Consider the following 26,895-nt stretch of genomic DNA (forward strand, 5'->3'; position numbering starts at 1 on the left):
CAAAATAGGCCGAGTTACAGATTAAGATTTCAAATTAACTTTAAAAAAGAGTTTGCTGAAGGTCAGATAAAAAAAATGGTGCGGAATCGATTGCTGTACGATCTGATCTTCAGCAAAGCCTTAGGGTCATACTTCATCTGTGCTGATCAGGCGGTAATTTCCTTATTCAGGATATAAGCGACCATCTCAGGGTTAAGCTTGCTTTCCCTTGCGATCTTTTTCTCAATCTCTTCAGTTGGTTTGCCTTCCATCTTCATTTCTTTAATTTTTTCAATTACTGAGGATGGAATACTGTAGTATTCGTTAATGTCCTTCCTGTGACCCCATACATCTCCTTCGATAAGCTGGACCCTCTGCATCTGAAGGAACATTTCTATGGACTTTGAAACGGTGCGCATATAGGATTTGGGTAACTGGATTACCTCAATCTTTGGACATGTCTCAACCAGTCCAAAGATATCCTTGTTTGAAGGTCTGAAAGCCAGGTGAACAATACGCTCATTCGGATTAAGTGTAAAGATTTCTTCTCTTGAACTAACCACTCTTATTCTCATGTTTTTTCCCCCACTGTAAAATTGCTTGTGTTTTAAGCTGTTTATATTTTAGGTTTTTTTTGTGTTTTTACTTTATTAGAAAGTACTTATACTTATTATAAATAGTTATCTCATTGAACTAATATTATTTAAATAGTTTAACAATGAACCCAGTTATATAACAATCCTGAAAAAGAGCCTTAAAAGCCCTCAAAAAAGAATAAAGGCCTTTTTTTCAAATAGATTTTTTATTTTCCTGAGAATTTTTACCTCTATTCATATCAAAAAACTTTTTAAGCACTATTTTAATTATTCTGATCATTAAACTCCGGATTTCCTATTTTCAGTTCAATATTCAACTGAGATTTTACTGAAAGAAGGAAAAATTAAGCTCCGATCGGAATTAATAAAACGTTATCAAGTATAGTATTCTAGATGTGAAAATTTAAACAAGGCGCAAAGAGAAGTCTCCAGAAGAAATATTCATAGGATAAAAAATCCGGTAATGGAAACTGGAAAAAACCTTCTAAAAAGAGATCGGGAAAAAGTTTGGCGCCCTCAGGTTCCCTGAACCTTGGGCGGCTTTTTCAGAAGAACAGGGATCAAAGCAGTTTATCGAGTTCAGATGCCAGTACACTGCCCTGGGTTACACCCATAAAACGCTTCACTTCAGTCCCATCCTTCTGAATGATCAGGGTCGGGACAGCGTGTATACCGTACTTTGAGGCAAGCTCCTGGTTTTCGTCAACATCGACAACCTTAAACTCAACTTTATCCCCGTACTTTTTCTCGAGCTCTTCAAGAATAGGTTTTTGCATCCTGCAAGGTCCACACCATGTTGCGGAAAAGTCCAATAACATCGGTTTCATAAAATCACCTGCAATACTTGAAACGTCTGAGACTTTTTCTGTTCTTAGCTTATATACTCCGGTCAACGCACAAAGGGATCGTATATATGCGTCCGTACGGCACAGTTACCGAAACCCAATCCTGAATGATAGAAGTCTAAAGGTGGAATTACTAGATACAGGGTCGGGGCTCAATTCGTATATATTATCTTCGAGAATATATAACGCTTATCTCAGTTCTGCGACCCTATATTTAAATATATTCCGAAAAGGGAGGCACAGCAAGCTTTTACCGACTCCCTTCGTACGTACCTTCTTTTCGACCTTTAATAATGTTCCCGAAGTACATACACCCTTCCATTGAGATAGTAGGCATCTCCGGAGACTCGTCAACCATTTCTACTGGGGCTCCTCGAATAAGCACGCAGGGCACTCTTTCTCCGGCTTCACCCATAAGGAGTTCGGCAGCAGAAACCAGGTTATCTGCAGCTGCTTTGTAAGTAAGGCGGAGGGGCTTTCCGTAGATGTCAACAGTTCCCCTCGCATCTTCCACAGGCACAAAACCCGAAACCCCGAGTGCGATTCCCGTGCAGCCAAGCCGAAGAGGCTGGGTCCTGCTATCCCCTATAATGACTCCCAACCTGCAAGAGTAGTGCTGTTCAAGCCCTTTCCGGATGCTCTCGGAACTTTTTCTCGGGTCTTTAGGGAGCAGGACTACGTGACCTTCAGGAGCATTCGAAGCATCTATTCCGGCGTTAGGAGAGAGAATACCTTTTGTGATTGTAAGTGCAGCTCCGGGAACGCCGCCAAAGAGCTCGTCACATTCTTGAAGTACAAGCTCCATTTCCCTTGGGTCTATCCCGTATTTTTCTCCAAGGAACCTGGCCTTCTCCCCTGGTTTGACGCTGGCAAGCTTGACAATTCTGTTTTCCGCGGTACCGACAGCAGATTCAGCTAGCACAAAAATATCCCCGTCAACTGGAACAAGGCCTGCGGCCTGCAGTGAAGCTTCTAGGATCTGCACTATGTCGTCCCCTGCTTTAATGATAGGAGTCGTAATCCCGAACATCTGGATGGAAGTGATTTCTGGACTCATTTTGATGCCTTTAAAAAACTGTGGTTAACTTGATTTTAGAAAAAACAAAACCAATAAGAATGGAATCAAATCGTAAAATACCGAAAGGTATTGATAAATGTATCTCGTCTGGCAGATTGATGAAAAAGAAGAAAGCAGGTCTGAAATAATAAACACATAAACATAAAAAAAGTGCCAGCTTACTTTTTCATATTTATTTGCTGGTTTTCGGTTTTAATCATTCTTGAGAATCCCTGCCATTGAAAGCAATCTTGGAGTGTTTTTATGAGACCCGATTGGCATAATATGGACCCCTCGTGAGAGCTTTGTCAGTTCCCTTATAGTTTCGGAAGCTATCGAAAGACCTTCTTCCAGAGGAGAAGATGCATCTTTCATTCGAAGCATAATTTCTTCAGGCACATGAATTCCTGAGATGTTTTTATTCATAAATTCAGCCATACCCAGGGATTTTAGAGGAATCAGGCCTGCAATTACAGGTACCTCAAGATGGTTTACTGCTTCCATAAACTCTTCGAACGTGCCTATATCATAGACAGCCTGAGTCTGGATAAAATCGGCTCCGCATCTGACTTTCTTTTCGAGCTTTATCAGCTGCATTGTCTTTTCAGGGTCTATTCCTGAGACTGCTCCTGCACAAAAAGAGGTGCCACCGTCCAGTTTGTTTCCGGCAAGATCAATACCTGAATCGAGTTTCCTCACAAGTTCAATGAGCTGTACGGAGTCAAGATCATAAACAGGCTTTGAGCCCGGATGATCTCCGCAGGTGGGGTAGTCTCCGGTCATCAGGCAGATGTTTCTTATTCCAAGCGCATATGCACCCAGAAGATCGGATTGAAGCCCTATTCTGTTCCTGTCCCGGCAGGTAAGCTGCATGATAGGTTCATGCCCTTCATCGAGCAGGAGCTTGCTGAAAGCCAGAGAACTCATGTGCATAATTGAGCACTGGTTATCCGTAACATTCAGAGCATCTGCAATACCTCTTAGCTGGCGGGCATCTTCGAGAGAAGCTGAGAATCTTGTTCCCTTGGGCGGAGAGACTTCAGCAGTAACCAGAAATTTCCTGGAATTCAGTTTTTCACGAAAATTAAAAAGCATTAAATAAGAATATTAGAAATGAAATTATTTAAAACCATGCTCCTCAGGGACATTGATAGTATAAGAAAATCGATCCTCTTGGCTACACTATAAAATACCTTGCCTGGAAACTAACTCGAAATTTAGAAACTAACATATAACTCGTAATTTAGAAACTAACATATAATTTCATCACACTGTTTTTAGGTTGCGGTAATAGAGTTATATTCAAAGGATTTCTCTGTAGTTTTACACATTTTATTTTCAGCTCTTAAAGGTATTATGAGATTACTTAAAAGCATTATGAGATTATTTCTGGAAGAGATGTGCATGGGAAAAAAGAATAGATATTAAGTAAAAATATTAATAAAAAAATTATTTCACATCATGCTCCTGAGGGGCATGGGTAACGTAAAGAAGGTCGAGCCTGTCGATTCTTTTCAGGCGGTCATAAATAAGAGTCCAGACACAGCTTTTTTCCCTGTTGACCTCGCACATCCCATCCACAGCCCCTCCACAGGGCCCATTGAGCAGGGCTTTAGGACACTGAGATTTGGGACAGAGCCCACCATACTTGCTTATGGTACAATCCCCGCACATGACGCACTGGTCAGATAGAAGTTTGCCTCCGCTGGAGCCGCCAAGTGAAAGTGTGTTGTTGGAACCGTATATGGGAAGATCTACTACACTCGCAACAGCAGAAACTCCGCTGCCGCAGCCCATAACGAGAACACAACCAGCTTCGGTTATTTTCTCGTTTTTCTCAACCAGAGATTTATAAGAACGGATGCTACATGCTGCAGTAGGGAGAGCCCAGCCAGCTACATGTTTCCCGCTCTTTTCAAGCTGTCTGCACATCTCAATGACCTCAGGTTCTCCTCCGGTCTTCAGTTTTGCAGCACATACATTGCATCCGATAACAAAAATATCGTCTTCGTCTTTTAACAAATTCAAGATTTCTTCAAGGGGTTTTGCTGAAGTTATGATCATAATTACCTCAAATATCGGTATTCCGGGTTAGTCCGATTCGAAATGCATTCGCGGATCATTTCTGCGATAAGTGGTAGGGAGCGTGCCTGCCCATCCAGTTTCCGGGCAAGGCGTTCAAATTGCAAAAGAGTACCCATAACAAGCACATCGGTAGCTTCCGTTTCGTGGGAAACTGCATCCCTCGCAAGGGCTGCATCTCCCCCTCTAGCAAGCATTTCCTGTTTTATTATCAGAGCTTCTGTGGTCGTAAGGTTTCTTATCTTCAAAACAAGATGGACACTTTTTCCCTGCATTACCTGTGAACCGACTCTCGTAGCTCCGATTTTCCTCATTGCAATGCCTGCATCCAGAGGAGTTTTTACTTCAAGCACTGAAACCTCATACCTTCCTTCCTTTACAACGCTTGTACGGCTTCTCAGGGCTCCTGAAAGCTTAACAACATCAGAAGTCTCGGGAACATCATGAGTACGGATAATATGTGCGCCTTTGTAAACAGCAATTGCAGTTGCAGCCAGGCTGCCGTAAAGCCTTTCACTTGCCGGTTTCCCAAGAACTTCTCCTATGAAGGACTTTCTTGAGAGAGCTGCAAGCAGAGGTTTTTCAAAAATCTTCAGGCGCTCGAAGTCGTCAAGAGTTTCAAAATCGTACATTGGATGCTTTTCGTCCATCCATCTGCCTATTGCAGGGTCAAGAATAAGACTGTCAGGAGCTATACCTCCGGCCTCGGCAGCCTGTATGATGGAATCAAGAGCCTCAATAATAGAATCCATGCCCAGAGGGTCTCCGGGAGTCTTTTCAGAAGCCATGACCACAGCCGGGCAGCCATAGTCTGCTACAACCTCTATCATTCTGGGGTCTGCTGTAAAACCGGAGACATCGTTTATGACCTGTGCCCCTCTTTTAAGGGCTTCTTCTGCGATTTCGGAAAACATAGTATCAACGGAGATTACCGCATCTACATTGCCTTCAAGAGCTTCGAGTACAGGGAGCAAACGCTCAAGCTCTTGTTTTCTGCTAATATGTTCTGCAAAGCGCCATGTTGACCTGGCACCAATGTCAAGGAAAGTTGCTCCATCCTCAACCATTTTCCGGGCAACTTCAAGTGCAGATTCCGGACTTATAATCGAACCTTCGTAAAAAGACTCAGGGCTCAGGTTAATAACGCCCATTACATGGGCAGGATACTGGTCTCCCACCTTTAAACCGCAGATATCAGTATTAACTACCATTTTTGACAACCAGGCTTATAAGTTTAAATCGATTAACGCCAGCAGGCGTTTGATAAGTTTGACAGGACAACACAGGCAATAACATACGTACACAGTTTCAGTCATCCGTGAATAACCCTCAAAGCCTTCCATTCCACCATCTGAAAGACTTCCTGCGAGCAAGGAAAATAATTTTCCGGCTACGAAACTGGGCACTGGAGGATTTAAAGGAGTGGAAACTCATGTTCAGTTAAGATTGAGAACTTAAAGAGTTCAGGACTTCCAGAGACCTTATATATGGAAACCTAGAGATTTGGAGATATTGACATTCTCCCAGGTTAGATGCAGATAATGTGAAACAGGGGAAGACTGCCAATAGAACCGGTATGCCACCAACATATCAGGTAGATTTGTTTAGGGTTAACAAATAATCCACTTTAGCGCCCGAATATTTTATTGGAGCAAGATTATCAATCTGGATTTCATAATTTATTTTGATTATTTATTGATGGCAAGCAGAACTATAGTAAAATAGGCTTCAATGATAGATAAAAATATTGATGTGTAAAATTACTCTATCACAATAAGGGAATCCTTATCAAAAAGCAATAAAAAGAATATATAGCATTTTAAGGAAATAACCTGAGACGACATATCATAAATAATAAGATTAAATTCTGAATGTGAAGCAATCAAAAACAAATTTACTTGCTTTGGTGTGACAGAATAAAATGACTTAAACCCGGCCAAGAGAATAAAGAAAAATGAAATAAGGAAAAGCCTTAAAGTAAAGAATTAAAGGCTTTTCTCTGCACACATAAGCACATGCTTCATAAGCATCGCAACTGTGAGGGGACCTACACCGCCAGGGACCGGAGTAATAAGAGAAGCTTTTTTGATTACGTTTTTGAAATCCACATCTCCGTATACGCCGTCTTCTTCTTTGTTAATTCCCACATCAAAGATTACCACTCCTTCTTTAACCATATCCGCTTTAATAAGGTGTTTGACTCCTGCTGCAACCACAAGAATATCGGCACCAAGACTGTATTTTTTCAGGTCATCTGTAAAGATGTGACAGACAGAAACGGTTGCGTTTCTGTTAAGAAGCATGGCAGCCATTGGTTTTCCTACAACATTGCTGTGTCCGACAATAACTACATTTTTGCCCTTAACAGGCACGTTGTATTCTTCAAGTGCTCTGATTATTCCGTGTGGAGTGCATGGGACAAGTCCTTCGTCTCCGATCATGAGCTTTCCCATATTATAGGGATGAAAACCATCGGCATCCTTCGAAGGAGATATGGCTTCCATTGCTTCCTGCGGGAAGAGGTGTTTCGGCAGCGGAAGTTGAAGTAGAATTGCATGCACGTCTTTGTTTTTGTTAAGGGAATCAATCAGGGCAAGCAGCTCTTCCTGAGTAGTTTCTGCCGGAAGAAAGTGGTCTTCTGCTCTGATGCCCACACGTTCGCAGGCTCTGTGTTTCAGGCGGACGTATATCTTTGATGCAGGGTCATCTCCTACAAGAATTGTAGCAAGCCCGGGAGAGACTCCCCTGTTGCTTTCAAGATCCTCTACTCCTGACCTCACTTCTTCTTCAACCTGCTGTGCAAGGACTTTTCCATCTATGATGCGTGACTCATAGCTTTCATCTGACAACTGGTAAACCCCCTATCTCCTCAATTAGCTGTAAACAGGGAACTTTGAACAGAGATCCCTTACTTTAATATTGATTTCCGACAGCAGAACATCATTTCCTGCGTTCTTTATTGCAGTCTCGATATAGTCGGCAACAAGTTCCATTTCCTTTTCTTTCATACCCCTTGTGGTGCAGGCAGGGGTTCCGAGCCTTACCCCGCTGGTTACGAAGGGACTGCGGGTCTCGAAAGGAACAGTGTTTTTGTTGGCAATGATTCCGGCTTTGCTCAGTGCAGCTTCCGCATCTTTGCCCGTAATATTCATATTATTAAGGTTTACAAGCATAAGGTGGTTGTCAGTGCCGCCTGAGACAATATCAAATCCTTTCTGCTTCAGACAGGAACAGAGAACCTTTGCGTTCTTTATGGTCTGAGCCTGGTCCTGCATGAACTCTTCGCTCATGGCTTCTTTGAAGGCAACTGCTTTTGCGGCTATGATATGCATGAGAGGTCCGCCCTGGATACCCGGGAAGACAGCCTTATTTACGCCTGTTGCAAGCTCTTCAGTTTTTGAGATGATCATTCCGCCCCTTGGACCGCGCAGGGTCTTGTGGGTGGTTGTAGTAACAAAATCCGCATAAGGAACAGGGCTCGGGTGTACGCCTGCGACTACAAGCCCTGCGATGTGGGCGATATCTGCAAGAAGGTAGGCTCCGACTTCATCGGCAATTTCCCTGAACTTTTTAAAGTCAATCACACGGGGATAGGCTGAAGCTCCGCATACGATCATTTTGGGCTTGCATTCTTTTGCCATTTTCATGAGCTCGTCATAGTCAAGGGCTTCAGTCTCTTCGCTGACCCCATAGGGCACGATGTTGTAGAGCTTTCCTGAGAAACTTACAGGGCTGCCGTGAGAAAGGTGTCCGCCGTGAGAGAGGTCCATAGACATGATGGTGTCTCCGGGCTGGAGTACAGAGAAATAGACAGCCATGTTGGCGCCTGAACCTGAGTGAGGCTGGACATTTACATACTTTGCTCCGAAGAGTTCCTTTGCCCTGGCAATTGCGAGGTTTTCGGCGACATCAACGAAATCACAGCCGCCGTAATAGCGTTTGCCGGAATATCCTTCGGCATACTTGTTGGTCATGATTGAGCCCTGGGCTTCCATAACAGCCCTGCTCGCATAGTTTTCTGATGCGATCAGGTTCAGTTTGTGTTCCTGACGATCGGCTTCCTTTTCAATAGCCTCGAACAATTCCGGGTCGATTTTTTCAATATAAGACATTACTGTCACCTTATAATCTATGAATTAAAACTTGTTCGAATCAAGGGTTTCTTGCTAGCGTGAATTGATTAAGCGTAGTTCACTTACGATTCTGAAACTTTTAGTGACATTATTAGTGACATCAGTTTGTTGAAACCTGCAAGAACTGCCTTGCGCACTGGAAAGTCGGGGGACTGAAAGTTTCGGACAGTTCCTGGATTTCTCGATAAGGGGGATTTATCAGGCAGTTTTACAACCTTCCGGATTTAAAAGAGCTCTAAAAGGGGCTCTAGTTTAAAGATGCTCTAATTGAAGGGTTCTAATTAAAGGAAGTTTTCATATCGAGATTTCGGGGTCTCCTTTAGAGATCTAATTTATTTAGAGATTTCATGAAAAATTTACTGAGTATCCTTAGACTCAGAAATTCAGTAATATTGAAAGTTTTCGGTTGGGAGAGTAGTTTCGTGTGAGTAATATAATTTCGTATACTTATAACCATCAGAGTATTAATGAAGATACTAATGGGTAAAAGCTATTCCGTTTTGGTCGCCTTCTCACTTCTCAAAGAAATTTGCCAGACCAATCCAGCTTGAGATTACCGAATATTAAATATTTTACTTTCCGGTCTGAACTTCGACGTTTCTTTACTCAGCCCTGCCTGATAAAACTAATGCAGTCCGAGGTTCCTGCGTGTGCCTGTTTGTTTAAAGATCTTAAGCAAGGGTAATTACGTTCCTGCCCTCAACTTTAAGTTTATCCTCGACAAAAAGCCTGACAGCTTCGGGATAAATAATATGCTCCTGCTCGAGAATCCTGTCAGTAAGAGTCTCTTCGGTATCCTCCGGAAGCACAGGCACGCATTTCTGGATGATGATCGGACCTGAATCGAGCCCTTCATCTACAAAATGCACGGTGCAGCCTGCAACCTTTACTCCATATTCAAAAGCCTGTTTCTGGGCATGGAGCCCTTTGAAAGCCGGAAGAAGAGAGGGGTGAATATTCAGGATCCTGTGCCTGTATGCCTCAATTATCTCACTTCCCAGAAGCCGGAAATAGCCTGCAAGCAGAAGAAGGTCCGTATCATACTTTTTAAGGACATTCAGAATTTCCCTATCATATTCAGCTCTGTCCCGCCCTTTGGGGTCAAGAAAGACAGCACTGATTCCGTGTTTTTTTGCACGTTCGAGCGCATAAGCATCGGCTTTGTTAGAGATAACCGCATTAACTACCGCGTTTTTTATGTAGCCCTTTTCAATGCTATCTATGATCGCCTGGAGATTTGAACCCCGTCCAGAGACCAGCACTGCAATCTTTACCGTCATCGAGGCTTTTAGATTGAAACAGTGATATATTAGGTTTTTGGAGCTTTATAATGCCCGTAAAAACTGAAGTAAAGAAAAAGTTTATCTCAGGCTTTCCTCCGATCCAGAAAAAAGAAAGAAGCAATTTATGTTCCACTGTGAGTATCCTTACGCTCCTCTATGAAATCAAGAAGTTCCTGAGAATCACTTATCGTGTCGAGTTCTTTCTTTTCAATCAGCACCGTGTTTTCAACGGATTTCAATTTGGAACGCCCGTTAATTATGAATACGGACTGTGTTTCCGTAACGCAGGAAATACTGCTCATCAGGTGAGCCCGTTTGATTACGGTTGTATTGAATTCGCTTACACCTGTAAGGATGACCGAAGACTTGTCCCTGGAAATCGCTTTGAAAGGTGCCTGCGCTGTAGGGAGGACATCATATCCGAGCATTGAAATCGTATTGAGAATAAGATCTTCAGGCAAAAGCATGCCGGACTTTGCCTTTGGCTCTTCCGTTTCAGGTTCTGTTTTCTTCCTCGGCTTTCTGCTTCCGCAGGATTTCAGGATATCTATTGGTTTTGCCAGTTCGACCCCGAAAATATCTTCAAGCTGGATTACGACATCAATGGAAGCATCCATGCCCTCTTCTTCATACTTGCTGATAGTCCTTCTTGAGACCCCTACCATGGTAGCCAGGGCTCCAAGGGACATGGACTGGTCTGTCCTTGCCTTTTTCAACAGATCTCCTTCTATTGAGACATAAAGCCCTCCGGGAGCTGCTGAGACGAGAGGCCTGATGTTTTCAACAAAGTAATCGTGGAGGGTCTGGACGTTCAGGGCAAGGATATCATAGCGCATGTAGACAACACTGTCTTCAAGCATCTGATCCCTTGTCTTGGCTCCTACAACAATAGCCGAACCTCCGAGATATTCAGCAAGATATTTCATCTCCCTTGCTGTTTCTTCGTTCAGGCCGTCAATATTAAATAAGACTTTGCAAAGTAATAGTGTGTCATCTTTCCGTGCGGCAACGTCAAAGCTCCTCGGGCGTATATTACAGCGGTCAGAGAGTGCAAAACCCGCACGTGACAATACATCAATAATTTGATGTATGAGAACTTCTTTTGTCATTCCGGTATTAAATTCTATTTGAACATCTATATATATATTTCTCTGACATTGCCAGTGCCCACAGGGAGAAAATAAGCCGGAGAAACCCGAAAACGAAAATATATTCGGAGTGGAATTGCTGAAATATTAAGCTAGAAAACTGGATACGGAAAAATGATAATCGGAATTGACGATACGGACTCAAACGAAGGCATGTGCACCACATATCTGGGAGCCCTGATGCTGGAAGAACTGCAAGAGTACGGAACTGTAGACTCCCTGCCCCTGCTTGTGCGCCTGAACCCTACCATTCCTTATAAAACGAGAGGGAATGCGGCAGTAGCCCTGAAAATTAAAACCGACTGCCCTGAGAAGGTAGTCACACATGTAATATCCAGAATAGAAGAACTTGCACGCATGGAGTGCGAAAAGACCAACCCTGGAGCAGTATTTATTCAGGAAAATGATTACGAAAGGCTCAAGCCTGTCCTTATGAGTTTTCTGGAAGAGGCTGTAAAGGACGTAATAGAAATAGGGAAGGCAAAGGACATTATCTCTGAGCTCGGGATCGCCTCAAAGAGTTTTAAAAACGGAAGAGGACTTATAGGTGCCCTTGCAGCCTGCGGGGCAATGCTCAACCCTGAAGGGTGGGACTTCACTTTCGAACATCTGACATACAGGCAGAAGGAAAGATGGGGAACCCCACGCGATATTGATAAAGAAAGTTTCTTTGAAGCTGATCAGGAGACCTATCCCGAAACCTGGGATACTGTGGATCTTACAAACAGGCTTGTAGTCTGCGTGCCTCATTCGGCAGACCCGGTATTATTCGGGATAAGAGGAGAGAGCCCTGAGATAGTAAATAAAGCTGCATCTCTCATCCGAGCAGAGTCTGTCGAGCGCTTTGCCGTGTACAGGACTAACCAGGGAACAGATATGCACCTCCTGCCAGCACAGAGTATTGCTGAGATCAGAGACATGCATTCTTACAGGCTTGAAGGTACGGTTTCGGTAGCCCCGAAAACCCTTGAAGGAGGTCACGTTATTTTTGCTGTAAGGGATAGGGAAGGAGCCGAAATCGACTGTGCAGCCTTCGAACCGACAAAAAATTTCAGAGCGCTTATCCGAAAACTGGTTCCTGGAGATCTGGTTCTCCTTTCGGGAAGTGTTACTTCCGGAACCCTGAATATCGAAAAAATCGAAATTAAAGCTCTCGTCCCTGTCTGCAGAGAAGAAAACCCTAAGTGTCCTGAGTGCGGAAAACACATGAAATCCGCAGGGCAGGGGCAGGGATTCCGCTGTAAAAAGTGCGGGACGCAATCTCTTTCAAAAGTCAGATCTGAAACCGGAAGAGACCTTGAAACAGGGCTTTATGAAGTCCCTCCCTGCGCCAGAAGACACCTCGCAAAGCCGCTGGCAAGAGAAAAGCGTCAGGATATAATGCTTTATCCTTCCCGGTAAGAGGAAAAAACTGCAACTTAAGCTGCTCGACGCTATATACTTAAATTTTCAGAATAATTCCGGCACAGGGGGAGCTTTTCTTTTATGCTCATTTCTCTCAATGCGTCCGATAACAGATTTTAGTTGTTCGGCAGAAATCCCGGTCTTATTCTGAATTGTCTCCGGCGCTGCGCCATCTTCATGCATTCTAAGCACTTCATCGACCTTCACATACGAAATGCCAAGCTCTGCTTCATCGGTCTGACCCACCCATAGCCCAGCAGACGGTTTTTTGGTAATGAGAGACCCCGGAATTCCGAGTCTGCGGGAAAGCTCCCATACCTCAGTTTTGTAAAGCCCGCCTATAGGTTCAAGGTCAACACCTCCATCCCCGTATTTCGTGTAGTAACCAAGAAGAATTTCGGTCTTGTTTCCTGTTCCGATGACCATACAGTTCAGCTGGTTTGCGTGGAAATAAAGAAGGGACATTCTGGTTCTTGCTTTCAGGTTGCCTCTCGTGAGCCTGTCCGCAGATTCGCTTTCCGGAACAGCAGCCATAAAAGCTGAGACAATTCCTGATATGTCAATTGTCCGGTACTCTATCCCAAGCCAGTCTGCAAGAATTTTGGCGTCTTCACTGTCAGCAGCAGGGGTAAGGCTGCTTTCGGGCATATGAATGCCAAGAACCCTGTCCTTTCCGAGAGCTTTTACTGCAAGAGTTGCGGTAAGGGCAGAATCAATTCCCCCGCTTATGCCTACAACTGCCCCATTTATACCTGCTTTGCCAGTCTCATGCCGGATAAAATCAATAATCCTGTTCTGTGCTTTTTCAAAGTCCATACTCTTAAGTTCCTGGAATTTATGTGAATTATATGAATTTGACTATCTCAAACTCGAGATTAAATTAAAGGCTGCTTTTCCGGAAGATCTGAATAATATCAGAAAGTTTGATTCAGACCCTGTTAAACAGTTTTATACACAGAAGCTGTAAATATATTAACCTTCCAGAGAAAAGAGAGTGAAAGGTAAACTTATTTAATAAATGGAGAATATAGGAGATTCGTCTTCCGGACATTATAATATAAATACTTGAGTGTTAAAATGTACTAGGCTATTTCCCGATCTTGAGCATCAAGGAATTTAATGCTTAAGGCGCCTGATACACAGGAAATATATACAGGAAATATGTACAGGACAAATTTTCCGGATGACAGGCATTAAAATAAAAAGAGCATCTAATATAGAAAACAGATAGTTAAGAACTACTCGATCTATAAAAACAGACAGCTAGGAATTACTCGATCCGGAAAATTCGGGAAAAATCTATATCCTTTAATTTTATGTCATTACCAGATAGAATTACAATCAAAAAGACAACTATTTTCGGGATGATCCATGGAAGAAATACAGTTAAAGGTTGAAAAGGCATATCCTATTGACCTTGGAAGAGGAATTATCCGGCTTGACCCTACAGCGCTACTGAAACTTCAGCTCTCTCCCGGCGACATTGTGGAGATAAGGGGGAAGAAAAAGACCACAGCGAAGGTATGGAGGGCAGACAGGCAGGATTGGGAACAGGGGATTGTGCGCATTGATAATTTCATTAGGCAAAACGCCGGGGTCTCTATAGGGGAGAAAGTGACCATTAAAAAGGTCGAAGCCCCGGAAGCAAAAAAGCTGATTCTGGCGCTTCCGGAAAGCATGACTCAGGGCGGACCCGAACTGCAGTTTGGGGAACATGCAAATGAGATCATAAAACGGCATATCCTGAAAAGACCTGTGTTCAGAGGAGACATAATTCCTATTATAAATTCGATGTCTCAGCCAATGACAGAGTCCCTGACAACAAGCCAGGTAATCCCCCTGGTTGCTGTTGAGACAGACCCTGCAAACACAATTGTCCTGATTACGGAAGCCACAAACATTGAACTCCGGAAAAAGCCGGTACAGGGCTACGAAAAAGCAACAAGAGGCGTCACCACCTATGAAGACATAGGAGGGCTGGGCGACGAGATCATGCGCGTCCGCGAAATGATAGAGATGCCTATGAAACATCCTGAGCTCTTTGCTCACCTTAATATAGAGCCTCCAAAGGGGGTTATCCTGTACGGCCCCCCAGGAACCGGAAAGACCCTGATTGCAAAAGCCGTGGCAAACGAATCAGGAGCGAGCTTCCATTATATTGCCGGCCCTGAAATTGTGGGAAAGTTCTACGGGGAAAGTGAAGAAAGGTTAAGAAAGATCTTCGAAGAGGCAACCCAGGACGCTCCTTCAGTTATCTTCATTGATGAGATTGATTCCATTGCCCCAAAAAGGGAAAACGTGACAGGGGAAGTTGAAAGAAGAGTAGTTGCCCAGCTCCTCACCCTTCTTGACGGGATGGAGGAAAGAGGACAGGTCGTGGTTATCGGGGCCACTAACCGTGTGGACGCAATTGACCCCGCACTCAGGAGACCCGGACGCTTTGACAGGGAAATCCATATCGGAGTGCCGGATACCAAAGACAGGTACGAGATCCTGCAGATTCACACAAGGGGAATGCCAATCGAGAAAGACGAGGCTGAGCCACAGATTGAAGTTGAAATTGAAGCTGCAGCTAAAATCGCAGATGAAATCGGAACCGAATCTGTGATGGGGGTGGAGGCTGATGAAGCTGCTCTGGAAAGAGAAAAGAAAGAGAAGACGAACCTGTATCTCATGTCCCTGGCTGAGAGGACTCAGGGCTTTGTGGGAGCAGACCTTCTGGCTCTCGTGCAGGAAGCAGCAATGCGTTGCCTCAGGGAAAATCTGCCTGACCTCGACCTGGAAAGAGAAACAATTCCTCCAGAAAGACTGGAGAAAATCGTTGTCACCAAAAGGAATTTTGAAGATGCCCTGATGGAAGCCGAACCCTCGGCTCTGAGAGAGATCTTTGTCGAGATGCCTTCGGTTGGCTGGGACGATGTGGGAGGTCTTGATGAAGCAAAGCATGCTATCATCGAAGCTGTTGAGTGGCCTATTAAAAACCCGGAAAAGTTTGTCAGGATGGGCATAAAAGCTCCGAAGGGAATCCTGCTTTACGGCCCTCCCGGGACTGGAAAGACCCTGATAGCCCAGGCTGTTGCCAAAGAGTCAAATGCCAATTTCATAAGCGTCAAGGGCCCGGAGATGTTCTCGAAGTGGCTCGGAGAGTCGGAAAAGGCAATTCGGGAAACCTTCAAGAAAGCAAGGCAGGTTTCTCCATGTGTTATCTTCTTTGACGAGATCGACTCCATTGCTGGAATGCAGGGTATGGAATCTACGGACAGCCGGACTTCGGAAAGAGTGCTCAACCAGTTGCTGACTGAGATGGACGGGCTTGAGACCCTTAAAGATGTGGTCATAATTGCCGCAACTAACAGGCCTAACCTGCTTGACCCTGCAATCCTGCGCCCTGGCCGCTTTGACAGGCTGGTTTATGTCGGGTCACCTGACCGCAGGGGCAGGCTGAAGATCTTTAAGATCCACACACAGAATACACCTCTTGCAGAGGACGTGGACCTTGAGAACCTTGCCGGTATAACAGAAGGGTATGTAGGCGCGGATATCGAAGCAGTATGCAGAGAGGCTGTAATGTTTGCTCTCAGAGAGAACTTCGATGTTGAAGCGATTGAGATGAGGCACTTCAGAGAAGCTCTTAAGAAAGTGAAACCCACAATTACCGAAAACATTGCTCAGTTCTATGAGAAGATAGAGGAGCAGTTTAAAGGAGGTCAGAGACCGGTCGAGACAGCTGGATTAGTGGGATACAGGTAAGAATTTAAATGAGTAACTCTTAAAAAGGAAGAATTTATAAAGAATATAGTTTCAAATTAAATAAAATACCGGAAGTAAAGGTATTTAAACTGAAAGCCAGCTTTACCCAAGTCCCGCATAACACTGAGCATGGAGACAAGATAAGAATGTCTAAAGTATTTGCAAGAAACCTCCTCTTCAACAAACAAGTGATGGCTACCGACGGAACGGAGATAGGAACGCTGAGCAATATTGTAATTGAAATCAAGGGAGGACGTATCATTGACCTTATGGTCAGCCCAAACCCCACCTTTGATGTATCAAGATACAAAAAAGAGGACAATTATATCCTGATTCCTTTCGACTCCGTAAGCGCCATCAAAGACTATATTATCATAGACAAAATGAAAGCAAGGGCATAATTGAAAAAACAAGGGAAGGGAAAAATCTCCTTTCCTTTAAGATCTTGTTTTCACTCTTTTTGCTCTATTTTCTTTTGGCCCATAACTGTTTAGAGGAACTCTTCTTTTAAGGCGGGAAGTCTCCTTCCTCGACAGGTCAGATTTATCCGAGCTGGCAGGTGAGAGATGAAAGCCGTCAACTTCCCAACCTTTTCTTGAGGAACTGAGACTCTTCAAGAGTTGAAGCTGATGATTGAAGTACTCGAAGGAAGCTCATCCCTCAAAACTGAGCCGTAAGGCGAAGATTTTAGGGAGGGGTAGTTCACCCCGAAAAGAATCTTCTGATCATTACCTTATTTTGCTGAAAGAAACGAAAAAAGGTTTGTTAAAAAAGAGTTTTTGTTCGAAAACAAGTTAAAAATAAATTAAATAATTCTCATCGCATACAATCAATGTTTACGTTCCAAAAAAGATTTAGAAAGCCGTTCTCTCTGTTTTGATTCCCAGACCTTCTTTTCAATATCCATACTTTCTCGATAGGTTTTTTCAATTGACTTGACGTAGTTTTTCCCATTTTCACTGATCTCATATGTACCGTGCTGTATTTTGTCCACGAGATTGCTATCTTTTAATTCGGCTAAATCGTTGGCTAATGCAGACTTTTTAATATCCATCTGTTCCAACAGCATTTGAAATGTTAAAGGTCCTTTTAAAAGAAGAATCAGAATCCTGAAGCGGTTAATATGAGCGATTGTTTTCAAGATAGAAACAATATCCTCCAATGAATTCATTAAAAACTCTTGTGATGGGTCCATATCACTTTTTTTATCCATAATAAAGTTGTTTTTTTGATTGAATAAATATCTTTTCTACAATATTATCCCGAAATATTTTATACTCGAACCCTTAGTTCATAAAAATATGGAATATTATTCCATAAAATAGTAAATATTTAATAAAATGAAACCCAACGTATATAGGAGACGATCAGGTGACTTACGCACTTTAAGCGCAAATCAAGCACAATAAGCACTATGATTTGATACATATTCCGGATCATCTCCGGTCTTATTTTATTGGTTTTTCAGTTCAACTGCGTAAGTCCAGAATGAAAGGAGAATTAGATATGGAAATCAAACTAAAAACCGTAGAAGAAAGTCAGGTGGCCAGCATTTCTCATACAGGTCCGGTAGAAGAAATGGGAGGAATAATAGAAGAATTGGCAGGATGGATCACGCAAAAAGAACTCCGAGTTACCCAACCTCCTTTTGCAGTATATTACACCAGGCCGGTAGAAGTACCGCCAGATAAAATGCAGTATGAAATTGGCATACCTTTTCAGGGAGATACAAACGGCGATAAGCGAGTAAGAATAAAAATTATGCCAAAACACAAAATTCTATCAGCTATCCATAAAGGTCCTTATGAAGAAATAGGCTCGGTTTATGCTGAGGTGATGCAATACATTACCGAAGGTAATTATGAGATGATAGGAGCTCCAAGAGAGGTTTATATTACCATTTCAGGAGAAGTACCTGATAACGAACTTTTGACAGAAGTCATATTTCCTGTTATAAGCCCAGAAAATTTTGAAGACTCAGGCAATGACTCAAATTTAACAGGACAATCCGAAAAACTCATAAAACAGGAAAAAACTTATGAAATTTCACCAGTTGGATATGTAAGGAAAAACGGTACGGAAGCATCTCTGGAAATTATTGACAAATATATCCCCGGTTTAAAAGAATTGAAAAATTTCAGCCATGTAATCATACTCTGGTGGGCAAATAGACTGGAGAACAGTGAAAACCGAAATGTACTCCAGGTCTATCCCCCATACTCGCTGGATAGGCTAACAGGAATATTTGCAACACGTGCAGAATACCGTCCAAATCCCATATCAATAACGACCTGCAAAATAGAAGATATTGACGAGAAAGACGGGATAGTACGTGTATCCAATCTTGATGCTTGTGATGGAACTCCTATTATAGATTTAAAAGCTTATTTCCCCTCATTTGACAGAGTAGAGAAACCGGAAATTCCGAGGTGGCTTTCTTTTCTCTGGCCAGAATGGGCGTATGGGCAATAAGGGTAAAAAGCAAGTAATTAAGTGGTTAACTTAAAGTATACTATTAAAAAGTATATTCTCATTTCCTTTTTTTCGAGAGAATGCATATGGCCACAGATACCTCCCCAAAACCCCTCAAAATAGAGATTATTGATGAAAAACCCCTGGTGCTAACAGGTTGCGCATATTATGGCGATCCATTTTATTCAAAAGGAGAATGGAACATAGAAAACGAAATTGGACTACTCTGGAAGCGCTTTTATAACCTTTATGAAAAGTATGGTGAAAAGCTTGAAAAGGATGCAGTAAATGAAGTTACTTATGAGGTGCATATCCAGCCAGATGACTACCATGAAACTGGAAAATTTTATGTGTACGTAGGCCTTGAGGTTAAAAAAACTGATGAAATGCCTCTTGAGATGTTCTGTAAGATTTTACCGTCCACCAAATATGCCGTATTTACCTTCAAGGGAAAAGAAATGTTCAGAGGAGGAGAATTCATCTGGCAGGAGTGGCTGCCTAACTCCGAATACGAAGAAGCTTATCCCTATTTAATATTAGCTTATCACAAAAACCGCTATCATGGGTTGGATAATGAAAATTCTGAAGTCGATTACTATGTTCCTTTAAAGCTAAAAGATGGCTGATTTCAGGAGACTAATTTATTATATCTGGATTGTCAGTTTCTTTTTTAATAATTTAATTCAGAGAAGCTTATAATTAACTGGACTTGAAGAAGTTGAATGGAATGCAAGAGAAAGAAAAGTCGAAAGTATTGAAAGAGTTACAGCAAATTCCCAGCGTTGGCAAAAGTATTTCGGAAGACTTATGGGATTTGGGGATTCGCTCAGTTAAGGATTTATCCGGAAGAGATCCAGAAGACCTGTATGAGAGACATTCGATTATAAAAGGTATGCCAGTTGACAAATGCGTATTGTATTCATTCCGCTGTGCTGTTTATTATGCTTCAAATGAAAAACATGACCCGGAATTACTGAAATGGTGGAACTGGAAGGAGAGAAAATAAGCCAATTGCATAAAACTGCCTTCCCATGAAGGTTCAGTAACAGGTAACGGATCTAACAGAAACTGGATCTGGGATCTGGCTAGAGTCGGGCATGTCACATTTTCTGAACCTTATCGAGGCAGTATCTGACTCGTCCGACCCTATGACTGCAGATTACTCTGCGGTTCAAAGACTTCGTAAACCATCCCAATTTTAGGCAGAACCTAGAACTGTTAAGAAAACCGGTATACATCAGATTTTTTGAATTTCAATGGAGTTGGATAATTATTTTTCATTGGCTGACTATTTTTATCGTACATTTACAAAATTAATGCAAACTATTCTTGATGAATTGAGAAATAAGGAAGTTAAATCAGTTTCTTTAAATGGTGATCCTAATAATTCAGCGATAATATGCTGCATCGTATTCGTGGTTGAAAGAGATGGAGTGACTGATAGATGAAATTATTCCAAGTTGATGCATTCACAAATAAGTTATTTAAAGGGAATCCTGCAGGCGTCTGCATTTTACCTGAGAACTTTGAAGACAATGATATGCTAATGCAAAACATTGCTATGGAAATGAATGTATCAGAGACAGCTTTTGTCGTGAAGAAAAATGATGAGTATAATCTAAGATGGTTTACTCCCGAAACTGAAGTTGAGTTTTGCGGACATGCAACGCTATCGAGCGCTCATATTCTCTGGGAAATTGGAATAGTTAAAAGTGAAGATAAGATAATTTTTAACACAAAATCCGGTAAATTATTTGCAGGAAAAAGCGATAACAAAATTGAATTAGATTTCCCGGTAATAGAGGTAATAGAAGTATCCTCAAATGAAATGATAAATAGTGCTTTAGGAGTAGAACCATTATTTACAGGAACTGATGGGAAACGATACTTGTTAGAGATAAATGACTATAACGAATTAATCAACATGAAACCCAATTTCGAAAAGCTAAAAGAGATAGGAAAGACTGCATTTATGGTCACCTGCAAATCAAACAATGATAAATATGATTTTTATTCAAGATTCTTTGCACCCGCTGTAGGAATAAACGAAGATCCGGTAACAGGTTCTGCACATTCATACTTAGCACCGTACTGGTCAAGAAAACTGCATAAAAATGTGTTATATACATTTCAGGCCTCAAAACAAGGTGGTGAAATTGAATGTGAACTTAACAAAGAACGAGTCTTGTTAAGGGGAAACGCAAAAACAGTTTTTGAGATTACGTTTGAATGCAGGTTGCCTGGAAAACGAATTATAGAGTAACGAATACTGCTCGCGAGAACCTAAATTTTCAAGCAAAAATAAGGCCCGGCCGTGCATTAAAACCGAGAAAAAGCTGAGAAGATAGGAAATGCAAGATTATTTTCAACATTCCCTACAAAAAGCGTGAAATCATCTCGTGCGTTAATAGAGCTATTCCCGTTAAGATTGTTTGAATAAGCTAAGTAAAAAAGTAAGAGGGTAGATCCATATGTCTATCGAAGCGATCGGTTGTTGCGGTGCATATTGCAGAACATGCAAACAATTAAAAGCAGGAACCTGTAAAGGCTGCAAACTTGGCTATTTAAACGGTGAAAGAGACATAAATAAGGCCAAGTGTAAAATGAAAGTATGCTGTATTAAAAAGAACTATAACATGTGCAGATTGTCATGACTTTCTTTCATGTGCAGTTATCTATGATTTCTATAGAAAAAATGGATACAGATATAAAAAATACAAGCAAGCTATTGAATACATTAAAGATAATGGGTATGACAGTTTCTTGAAAATAGCTGATAGTTGGAAAAATGCCTATGGCAAATATAAATGAATGTTTATGAGGACGGATAGCATAAACCACTGGGATATTGTTGCTGAAAAATATTGTGCGGAAAACCGTCAGGAAAAAAATTTTCATTCGCAAATATACCTGGCTGCTGTCAATGAGTTATTAGGGAGCGTAAACGGGAAACGTATTCTTGATGCCGGATGTGGTGACGGCTTTTTTTCATTAGAACTTGCACAAAAAGGAGCTCTGGTTACAGCTATTGACGGTTCTGATGCTATGTTAAACATAGCAAAACGCAAGCATGCCCATGATAACCTTCAATACCTTAATATGGATTTAACCAAGAAGTTAACTTTTGAAGATAAGTTCTTTGATATTGTCGTGGCGAATATGTCACTGATGGATATTCCTGAAATCGAATTGTTTATTTTTGAAGTATCACGGGTGTTGAAAAAGCCTGGCATTTTTGTTTTCTCAATAACACATCCATGCTTCTTTTTGAGTGATTGGGAAGAGGATGAAAACAAAACAAAAATGTATAAAAAAATTGAGAACTACCTGGATGAAAGAGTAGAAGAACTAAACTTTTGGGGCAAAACGCTACACTATCATAGACCTTTATCAAAATATATGGCTGCTATTGAAAGAGCTAAGATGTGCGTAAACTCATTTAGAGAACCGGTTCCTTCAAAGGAATTAATAGATTTATACCCGGAACAGGAGTATCATTACAGAATTCCGTCATTTTTAGTAATCAGGGCAAAGTCAATTTAAGAAAGATGCTCCAAAATTTGTATAACAACGACTTTCAGTGCAAGGTTTCGAGATTTGAAGTATTATTGTTTTATTTTTAGGAGCAGTAAGTATGGATGCAAAAATGAAAGGCATCGTAAGAGTTATACCATATAATCCTGAGTGGAAAACCGAGTTTTTGAAAATAAAAGCAATGATTGTTGATTGTGCTGGTGACCTTATAATTGGTGTTGAGCATGTAGGAAGCACAGCAGTTGAAGGTCTTGCTTCAAAACCCGTTATTGATATTGACGTAGTTATTGATTCGTACGACATTTTTCCAGCTGTAAAAGACAGGCTTTCTGAAATTGGATTTGAACACGAAGGAAATCTGGGTGTTGAAGGTAGAGAAGCTTTTAAAAGAACCTCTATAGATGACTTTATGCCCTACCACCTTTATGTATGTCCGAAGGATGGCAAAGGTTATCTTGAGCATATTTCTTTTCGTGATTATTTAAGGGATCATCCGGAAGCTGTGAAAGCTTATGGAGAACTCAAAATGAGATTAGCTGAACAGTTCAGGACTGATATTACGGCTTATGTAAACGCTAAGCGCGAATTTGTACAAAATGTTCTTAAAAAAATTAATAGTCTCGAATAAAAATTTGCTTGTTGGTTAAATAAATTCATGTATTTTTTAACTTTAATTCGTAACATAATGTTTATTTAGGCCTTTTACTTTCATCGGGTTCCTCTTCTATATTTATTTGTTCTGCCGTATCTTCTCTTTTTTCTTCTATCGATTCTAGTTTTTCCATTAGTTCTTTTTCTTTATTATCATTCTTTACTTTTCTCGCTGGCATTTGTTTACCTCAATAGTTTGATGTCTGCTAAAGTAATAAATATACTGAAACGCTTACTGATACTGAATTGTTTTTGTTAATACAAACCTGCGTTTATGTTAAATAGAAAATCAATAGCATAAAATATTACGATATTCTTGCAATTACTGCTTTATGTTGTCTCAACTTACGAACAAGGAATACAAGTTCTCTATGAGTTGTTTTTTGATTTGACGTTACAATTCATGCATTGATTTTATATTATGTAGATTACTTAAATGCAGGGAGGTTTCAGGCGTGAAAGATTTTCCGGAGTTCATGAAAAATAAAAGCAATCACATCAGCAGTAAAGAGCAAAACACCGAAGACATTGACGGCTATTTTTACGAAGGAGCAGACGGTAGCCAGATGGCGTTCTGGACATGTTATTCTGACAGGTTTTCCAAAAAGCATACTCATGAGTTTGATGAGTACATGGTTTGCGTTAGCGGGCAATATACAGCAGTGTTAAATGACGAGGAATTTGTTCTAAATCCGGGGGACGAATTATTCATTTCGAAAGGGACAGAACAGTGGGGAAAGTGTATTGCCGGGACAAGAACTATTCATGCGTTTGGGGGAAAAAGGATTCGTAGGGTTGAAAAATGATGAATTTTTAAGAGTAAAAAACGTAAGACTCATTAAAATATCTATAAGAACTTTTTCTTCATCTTTATCCTCAGAAATAAACTAAGGTATTCTTGCTTACTATTGAAGTATATTTTAGGTTAAAAGGTAACATCTTATACTTTTATAGCAACAATTGAAAGAAAGAGAATCATTCTCGAATAGATAAGCTTAAAAGCTGTTGATTTTGAGAATTTCTATATCGAAACTGTTTTTATCTAATGCCTCGAAAAAGAGGAATCCATTGTCAGTAGCCATAGAAATGAAAAATCGGGCAAAAGATTTCAAATTCGATAAAATCGATACTATTTTAAAAACTAAATTCTAAAAACAGAAGATATTTTCCCATCACGAGAATTTTCATTTTAAAATATTAACAACAAATAAGATAGTGAAAACGTGAAATATCACATGTTTATTGATGAAAGTGGTGACTTAGGTAAGCAGTCAAATTACTTTATTTTAGCAGCTTTGACTGTAAAAGATCCGCTTCCTTTAGATCGTGTTATAAAAAATATAAGAAGAAATAAATTTAAAAAGCAATTAAAAAATGCAAGTGAAATTAAAGCAAATAGATCTAGTCCTGAATTAATTAAATTTATGTTAAAACAACTGAATACTATTCCTGACGCAAAAGTTTGTTATATTGTTTTAAAAAAAGAAAGATGTTATAGTTCGTATTTATTAAGTGACAAACATAAACTTTACAACTTTGTTGCTGGTAAACTCGCAGAGCATACTATCTTAGAGGATGTAGATCTTTTAGTAAGAATAGATAAGTCCAAAGGAAAACAAATTCTAAGAGATGATTTTAACAACTATGTTGAAAAGAAAATTAATGAAAAATCTACATTAAGAAAAATAGAAATATATCACAGTTATTCACATGCTTGGGCTGGACTTCAATTCGCAGATGTACTTGCATGGTCTAAATTTCAAAAAGTCGAGCATAAAAACGAAGAGTTCATAGACTTGCTGGAAATAAAGAAAGAAGTGCATCCCGTTTGGTATTAAAATATGATTAACAGCACCAATAAGGACTCTTTGTCGTGCATCTCAAGGTACACTGCCTCATTGGTTTTACCTGTTGTATTAACTACAACACAATTCTATAAATAACTATTTTCTTAAAAACTGGACAGATTTGAAGGAAAACCTCGAAAAAATGGCAAAATAATTCAAGCATTAGAATGGATACATCAATCAGGAAAGATATCTACGAGAATTGCGTATCAGCAACAGTACGATCATAACAAATCCGGTAGTAAGCGCAATGGATATGACACGATGCTGTGAAAAATGATTAATGAAGGATGTAAGTCCAAGTCCAATAAGAGTAATTGTGATTACATAGTAATTTTTTTGCCTTGCAATAGAACGATATAATTTCAAATTATTGCTTACCAGTTCATTACCTTCTCTATATACTATCGTGTCACCTTTTCTTACTAGCTTTCTGTGGTGAAATATTGCCAGCACATTAATAATTGAGATTAAAAAAGCGGCAGTGTGCCTGAATTTCTGTAAAATTCTCTATACCTTTTTCCTCTTCTTTTTTGATTACTGTTCCATTATTAAATACTTATTTCCTGTAATCCACTCTTCATTAATATCAATCAGTATTGAGACTCCGAGTCTCAATACTGATTCCTGACTCGGGAATGCCCCTACTACCTTAGTTCTTCTTTTTATCTCCTTGTTAGTTCTCTCCATGATATTTGTTGTCCTTATTCTTCTCCAATGACTCTGTGGAAACTGCATATAATTCATTACATCATACTGGAAACTTTCAAGTGTATCAGCTGCGCTTTTATATCCCATTTTATCCAGTTCTCTAATCAATTCCTGTAACTTCTGACGGTCTACCAATGCTTCTTTTATTTTATCTGCTACTTCTTTTTGCTTCTTTTTTGGAACCTTTTTTAGGGCTTGTCTTATCAGATGGACATGACACATTTGCCAGCTTGATCCAACAAAGGACTCTCTAACTGCTTTTTGTATTCCTTTATGACCATCAGAAACAATTAACTTGACACCTCTTAACCCTCTTACTTTAAGGTCTTCGAATAGATCTTGCCAGAATAGAGAGTCTTCACTGTCTGCTAATCTTGCTCCAAGAATCTCACGATAACCGTCGTCCCTGACTCCGGCAACTATGAAAAGAGCTTTATTTTCATAGTGAAGTCCATCTCTCACTTTGAGATAAGTCGCATCGATAAACAGATAAGGAATTTCGTGTTCTATTGGCTTTGATAAGAACTCTTCAACCTTTTGATCAAGTTCTTTAGTAATCCTGGAAACAGAAGAGGCTGAGATTCCCTCTACTCCTAAAGCAGTCATGATCTTATCCACCCTTCGGGTGGAAACACCTTGGAGATAAGATTCACTCACGGCAGCTAAAATGGCCTTTTCAACTCTTGAATACTTCTCAAAAACCTCTGTTTCAAAGGGAAACTCACGGAACTGAGGTTTTAATAATTCAAGTTCTCCATACTTGGTCAGGAGAGTACGGGGTTTGTAACCGTTTCTACTGGCTTTGCGAGAATCAGTCCTCTCATAACGTTTTGCACCAGATTGGAGGAGGGCTTCCTCCTCCATTACAAGGTTTAAAAACCAGGTAATTAACTGGCGAATTCCATCTTCCTGATCGAAAAGATAATCTTTTATAAATGAGACGACATTAACCATTGACTCTGCATCCTGTTTTTTTTGTGGTGAAAGGAAAAGGATATAGAGTCAATCATATTTTACAGAACTTTCGGTACACTGCCAAAAAACCGTAAATATACAAAGAAAAGAAAAAGTGATATGATAAGAACGAAGAGCTTCACGGAGGTCAGGGATTTCTCTACCGAAAAAAACTGTAAGAGCTGTAATAGAGAAACCAAACACCGTAAATGTCAGAGTTATCAGTGAATAAAATCTGTCCAGAACTTTGTTTTGTTCATAGAATAAATCTTTTTCGACATTTCTTTGTATATTTTGGATTTCATCTTCTACCTATTTATCCTCTACTATCTCTTCTTCTACCATATTGTTGCCCCCACTCTCAATTTTGGAATCTACTTTAGTCGGATTTGGTTAATGCACCCTGAAAAATGAATCATGGAGAGCATTTATCAAACAATGAACCCTTC

General features: G+C 40.7%; 24 protein-coding genes and 1 pseudogene. 11 read left to right on the plus strand and 14 right to left on the minus strand.

Annotated elements, in window-relative coordinates; genetic code table 11:
- Positions 1-146: 146 nt before the first annotated feature.
- The 10 genes from MSHOH_RS16365 to MSHOH_RS16410 all read right to left on the minus strand — a co-directional run bounded on the left by MSHOH_RS16365 (position 147) and on the right by MSHOH_RS16410 (position 11,084).
- Positions 147-554: a DUF1699 family protein gene (locus MSHOH_RS16365; RefSeq protein WP_048141240.1), complete on the minus strand. Its 408-nt coding sequence runs from the start codon at positions 552-554 to the stop codon at positions 147-149.
- 581 nt (positions 555-1,135) lie between these two features.
- The gene (gene trxA / locus MSHOH_RS16370) at positions 1,136-1,402 is read right to left on the minus strand and encodes a thioredoxin (protein ID WP_048141242.1); all 267 of its coding nucleotides are present in this window, start codon (positions 1,400-1,402) and stop codon (positions 1,136-1,138) included.
- Positions 1,403-1,670: 268 nt separating this feature from the next.
- Positions 1,671-2,477: a coenzyme F420-0:L-glutamate ligase gene (gene cofE / locus MSHOH_RS16375; protein ID WP_204245343.1), complete on the minus strand. Its 807-nt coding sequence runs from the start codon at positions 2,475-2,477 to the stop codon at positions 1,671-1,673.
- 213 nt (positions 2,478-2,690) lie between these two features.
- On the minus strand, positions 2,691-3,572 hold the full coding sequence (locus MSHOH_RS16380) for a methylenetetrahydrofolate reductase (RefSeq protein WP_048141246.1): 882 nt from the start codon (positions 3,570-3,572) through the stop codon (positions 2,691-2,693).
- 354 nt (positions 3,573-3,926) lie between these two features.
- Positions 3,927-4,541, minus strand: a complete 615-nt coding sequence (locus tag MSHOH_RS16385) for a methylenetetrahydrofolate reductase C-terminal domain-containing protein (RefSeq protein WP_048141248.1) — start codon at positions 4,539-4,541, stop codon at positions 3,927-3,929.
- A gap of 2 nt (positions 4,542-4,543) precedes the next feature.
- Positions 4,544-5,770, minus strand: a complete 1,227-nt coding sequence (gene folP, locus MSHOH_RS16390) for a dihydropteroate synthase (RefSeq protein ID WP_048141250.1) — start codon at positions 5,768-5,770, stop codon at positions 4,544-4,546.
- 774 nt (positions 5,771-6,544) lie between these two features.
- The gene (locus tag MSHOH_RS16395; protein WP_048141252.1) at positions 6,545-7,408 is read right to left on the minus strand and encodes a bifunctional methylenetetrahydrofolate dehydrogenase/methenyltetrahydrofolate cyclohydrolase; all 864 of its coding nucleotides are present in this window, start codon (positions 7,406-7,408) and stop codon (positions 6,545-6,547) included.
- 24 nt (positions 7,409-7,432) lie between these two features.
- Positions 7,433-8,671, minus strand: coding sequence for a bifunctional serine hydroxymethyltransferase/L-allo-threonine aldolase (glyA, locus tag MSHOH_RS16400; protein ID WP_048141254.1), 1,239 nt, complete (start codon positions 8,669-8,671; stop codon positions 7,433-7,435).
- Between the two features lie 692 nt (positions 8,672-9,363).
- Complete coding sequence (purN, locus tag MSHOH_RS16405; RefSeq protein WP_048141255.1) at positions 9,364-9,972, minus strand: phosphoribosylglycinamide formyltransferase; 609 nt, start codon at positions 9,970-9,972, stop codon at positions 9,364-9,366.
- A gap of 125 nt (positions 9,973-10,097) precedes the next feature.
- The gene (locus tag MSHOH_RS16410) at positions 10,098-11,084 is read right to left on the minus strand and encodes a transcriptional regulator (protein ID WP_048141257.1); all 987 of its coding nucleotides are present in this window, start codon (positions 11,082-11,084) and stop codon (positions 10,098-10,100) included.
- 153 nt (positions 11,085-11,237) lie between these two features.
- On the opposite strand from MSHOH_RS16410, the gene MSHOH_RS16415 reads away from it, so the two are divergent.
- Positions 11,238-12,524 carry a tRNA(Ile)(2)-agmatinylcytidine synthase gene (locus tag MSHOH_RS16415; protein ID WP_048141259.1) on the plus strand — a complete coding sequence of 429 codons (1,287 nt, stop codon included), beginning with the start codon at positions 11,238-11,240 and terminating at the stop codon, positions 12,522-12,524.
- Positions 12,525-12,572: 48 nt separating this feature from the next.
- Here MSHOH_RS16415 and MSHOH_RS16420 read toward each other — a convergent pair whose 3' ends face one another.
- Positions 12,573-13,343 carry an NAD+ synthase gene (locus MSHOH_RS16420; protein WP_048141261.1) on the minus strand — a complete coding sequence of 257 codons (771 nt, stop codon included), beginning with the start codon at positions 13,341-13,343 and terminating at the stop codon, positions 12,573-12,575.
- Between the two features lie 555 nt (positions 13,344-13,898).
- Between MSHOH_RS16420 and MSHOH_RS16425 the strand changes: the two genes are divergently transcribed.
- Positions 13,899-16,277, plus strand: a complete 2,379-nt coding sequence (locus MSHOH_RS16425; RefSeq protein ID WP_048141263.1) for a CDC48 family AAA ATPase — start codon at positions 13,899-13,901, stop codon at positions 16,275-16,277.
- A 146-nt stretch (positions 16,278-16,423) separates the two neighbouring features.
- The gene (locus MSHOH_RS16430; protein ID WP_048141265.1) at positions 16,424-16,678 is read left to right on the plus strand and encodes a PRC-barrel domain-containing protein; all 255 of its coding nucleotides are present in this window, start codon (positions 16,424-16,426) and stop codon (positions 16,676-16,678) included.
- Positions 16,679-17,106: 428 nt separating this feature from the next.
- Here MSHOH_RS16430 and MSHOH_RS16435 read toward each other — a convergent pair whose 3' ends face one another.
- On the minus strand, positions 17,107-17,490 hold the full coding sequence (locus MSHOH_RS16435; RefSeq protein ID WP_048141267.1) for an ArsR/SmtB family transcription factor: 384 nt from the start codon (positions 17,488-17,490) through the stop codon (positions 17,107-17,109).
- Between the two features lie 293 nt (positions 17,491-17,783).
- On the opposite strand from MSHOH_RS16435, the gene tsaA reads away from it, so the two are divergent.
- The 6 genes from tsaA to MSHOH_RS16475 all read left to right on the plus strand — a co-directional run bounded on the left by tsaA (position 17,784) and on the right by MSHOH_RS16475 (position 22,911).
- Positions 17,784-18,749, plus strand: coding sequence for a tRNA (N6-threonylcarbamoyladenosine(37)-N6)-methyltransferase TrmO (gene tsaA / locus MSHOH_RS22340; protein ID WP_052730902.1), 966 nt, complete (start codon positions 17,784-17,786; stop codon positions 18,747-18,749).
- Between the two features lie 86 nt (positions 18,750-18,835).
- Positions 18,836-19,375, plus strand: coding sequence for a GyrI-like domain-containing protein (locus MSHOH_RS16450; protein WP_048141269.1), 540 nt, complete (start codon positions 18,836-18,838; stop codon positions 19,373-19,375).
- Between the two features lie 101 nt (positions 19,376-19,476).
- On the plus strand, positions 19,477-19,755 hold the full coding sequence (locus tag MSHOH_RS16455; RefSeq protein ID WP_048143576.1) for a helix-hairpin-helix domain-containing protein: 279 nt from the start codon (positions 19,477-19,479) through the stop codon (positions 19,753-19,755).
- Between the two features lie 438 nt (positions 19,756-20,193).
- Complete coding sequence (locus MSHOH_RS16465; protein WP_048141274.1) at positions 20,194-21,012, plus strand: PhzF family phenazine biosynthesis protein; 819 nt, start codon at positions 20,194-20,196, stop codon at positions 21,010-21,012.
- A 554-nt stretch (positions 21,013-21,566) separates the two neighbouring features.
- On the plus strand, positions 21,567-22,292 hold the full coding sequence (locus tag MSHOH_RS16470; RefSeq protein WP_048143577.1) for a class I SAM-dependent methyltransferase: 726 nt from the start codon (positions 21,567-21,569) through the stop codon (positions 22,290-22,292).
- 91 nt (positions 22,293-22,383) lie between these two features.
- Positions 22,384-22,911, plus strand: a complete 528-nt coding sequence (locus MSHOH_RS16475; protein WP_048141276.1) for a GrpB family protein — start codon at positions 22,384-22,386, stop codon at positions 22,909-22,911.
- A 61-nt stretch (positions 22,912-22,972) separates the two neighbouring features.
- Here MSHOH_RS16475 and MSHOH_RS24055 read toward each other — a convergent pair whose 3' ends face one another.
- Positions 22,973-23,113: a hypothetical protein gene (locus MSHOH_RS24055; RefSeq protein ID WP_015411109.1), complete on the minus strand. Its 141-nt coding sequence runs from the start codon at positions 23,111-23,113 to the stop codon at positions 22,973-22,975.
- Positions 23,114-23,389: 276 nt separating this feature from the next.
- Here MSHOH_RS24055 and MSHOH_RS16480 point away from each other — a divergent pair, with 276 nt between their 5' ends.
- Together MSHOH_RS16480 and MSHOH_RS16485 are read left to right on the plus strand one after the other, a co-directional pair.
- Complete coding sequence (locus MSHOH_RS16480) at positions 23,390-23,740, plus strand: cupin domain-containing protein (protein ID WP_048141278.1); 351 nt, start codon at positions 23,390-23,392, stop codon at positions 23,738-23,740.
- A 429-nt stretch (positions 23,741-24,169) separates the two neighbouring features.
- Positions 24,170-24,772, plus strand: a complete 603-nt coding sequence (locus MSHOH_RS16485) for a DUF3800 domain-containing protein (RefSeq protein WP_048141280.1) — start codon at positions 24,170-24,172, stop codon at positions 24,770-24,772.
- Between the two features lie 546 nt (positions 24,773-25,318).
- Here MSHOH_RS16485 and MSHOH_RS16490 read toward each other — a convergent pair.
- Positions 25,319-26,498, minus strand: a pseudogene (locus tag MSHOH_RS16490) (IS256 family transposase).
- Positions 26,499-26,895: the final 397 nt, after the last annotated feature.

This window comes from Methanosarcina horonobensis HB-1 = JCM 15518 (assembly GCF_000970285.1).
In the GTDB taxonomy this organism is placed as follows: domain Archaea; phylum Halobacteriota; class Methanosarcinia; order Methanosarcinales; family Methanosarcinaceae; genus Methanosarcina; species Methanosarcina horonobensis.

What these genes read in the sequence shown, in the direction of transcription:
- MSHOH_RS16410 (WP_048141257.1), bottom strand. Translation starts at nt 11,084, where the DNA reads ATGACAAAAGAAGTTCTCATACATCAAATTATTGATGTATTGTCACGT.
- MSHOH_RS16435 (WP_048141267.1), bottom strand. Translation starts at nt 17,490, where the DNA reads ATGGATAAAAAAAGTGATATGGACCCATCACAAGAGTTTTTAATGAAT.
- MSHOH_RS16465 (WP_048141274.1), top strand. Translation starts at nt 20,194, where the DNA reads ATGAAATTATTCCAAGTTGATGCATTCACAAATAAGTTATTTAAAGGG.
- MSHOH_RS16485 (WP_048141280.1), top strand. Translation starts at nt 24,170, where the DNA reads ATGTTTATTGATGAAAGTGGTGACTTAGGTAAGCAGTCAAATTACTTT.
- folP (WP_048141250.1), bottom strand. Translation starts at nt 5,770, where the DNA reads ATGGTAGTTAATACTGATATCTGCGGTTTAAAGGTGGGAGACCAGTAT.
- MSHOH_RS16430 (WP_048141265.1), top strand. Translation starts at nt 16,424, where the DNA reads ATGTCTAAAGTATTTGCAAGAAACCTCCTCTTCAACAAACAAGTGATG.
- MSHOH_RS16475 (WP_048141276.1), top strand. Translation starts at nt 22,384, where the DNA reads ATGGATGCAAAAATGAAAGGCATCGTAAGAGTTATACCATATAATCCT.
- MSHOH_RS16385 (WP_048141248.1), bottom strand. Translation starts at nt 4,541, where the DNA reads ATGATCATAACTTCAGCAAAACCCCTTGAAGAAATCTTGAATTTGTTA.
- MSHOH_RS16365 (WP_048141240.1), bottom strand. Translation starts at nt 554, where the DNA reads ATGAGAATAAGAGTGGTTAGTTCAAGAGAAGAAATCTTTACACTTAAT.
- MSHOH_RS16450 (WP_048141269.1), top strand. Translation starts at nt 18,836, where the DNA reads ATGGCCACAGATACCTCCCCAAAACCCCTCAAAATAGAGATTATTGAT.
- MSHOH_RS16380 (WP_048141246.1), bottom strand. Translation starts at nt 3,572, where the DNA reads ATGCTTTTTAATTTTCGTGAAAAACTGAATTCCAGGAAATTTCTGGTT.
- MSHOH_RS16415 (WP_048141259.1), top strand. Translation starts at nt 11,238, where the DNA reads ATGATAATCGGAATTGACGATACGGACTCAAACGAAGGCATGTGCACC.
- trxA (WP_048141242.1), bottom strand. Translation starts at nt 1,402, where the DNA reads ATGAAACCGATGTTATTGGACTTTTCCGCAACATGGTGTGGACCTTGC.
- MSHOH_RS16425 (WP_048141263.1), top strand. Translation starts at nt 13,899, where the DNA reads ATGGAAGAAATACAGTTAAAGGTTGAAAAGGCATATCCTATTGACCTT.
- purN (WP_048141255.1), bottom strand. Translation starts at nt 9,972, where the DNA reads ATGACGGTAAAGATTGCAGTGCTGGTCTCTGGACGGGGTTCAAATCTC.
- tsaA (WP_052730902.1), top strand. Translation starts at nt 17,784, where the DNA reads ATGGAAATCAAACTAAAAACCGTAGAAGAAAGTCAGGTGGCCAGCATT.
- glyA (WP_048141254.1), bottom strand. Translation starts at nt 8,671, where the DNA reads ATGTCTTATATTGAAAAAATCGACCCGGAATTGTTCGAGGCTATTGAA.
- MSHOH_RS16470 (WP_048143577.1), top strand. Translation starts at nt 21,567, where the DNA reads ATGAGGACGGATAGCATAAACCACTGGGATATTGTTGCTGAAAAATAT.
- MSHOH_RS16420 (WP_048141261.1), bottom strand. Translation starts at nt 13,343, where the DNA reads ATGGACTTTGAAAAAGCACAGAACAGGATTATTGATTTTATCCGGCAT.
- MSHOH_RS24055 (WP_015411109.1), bottom strand. Translation starts at nt 23,113, where the DNA reads ATGCCAGCGAGAAAAGTAAAGAATGATAATAAAGAAAAAGAACTAATG.
- cofE (WP_204245343.1), bottom strand. Translation starts at nt 2,477, where the DNA reads ATGAGTCCAGAAATCACTTCCATCCAGATGTTCGGGATTACGACTCCT.
- MSHOH_RS16455 (WP_048143576.1), top strand. Translation starts at nt 19,477, where the DNA reads ATGCAAGAGAAAGAAAAGTCGAAAGTATTGAAAGAGTTACAGCAAATT.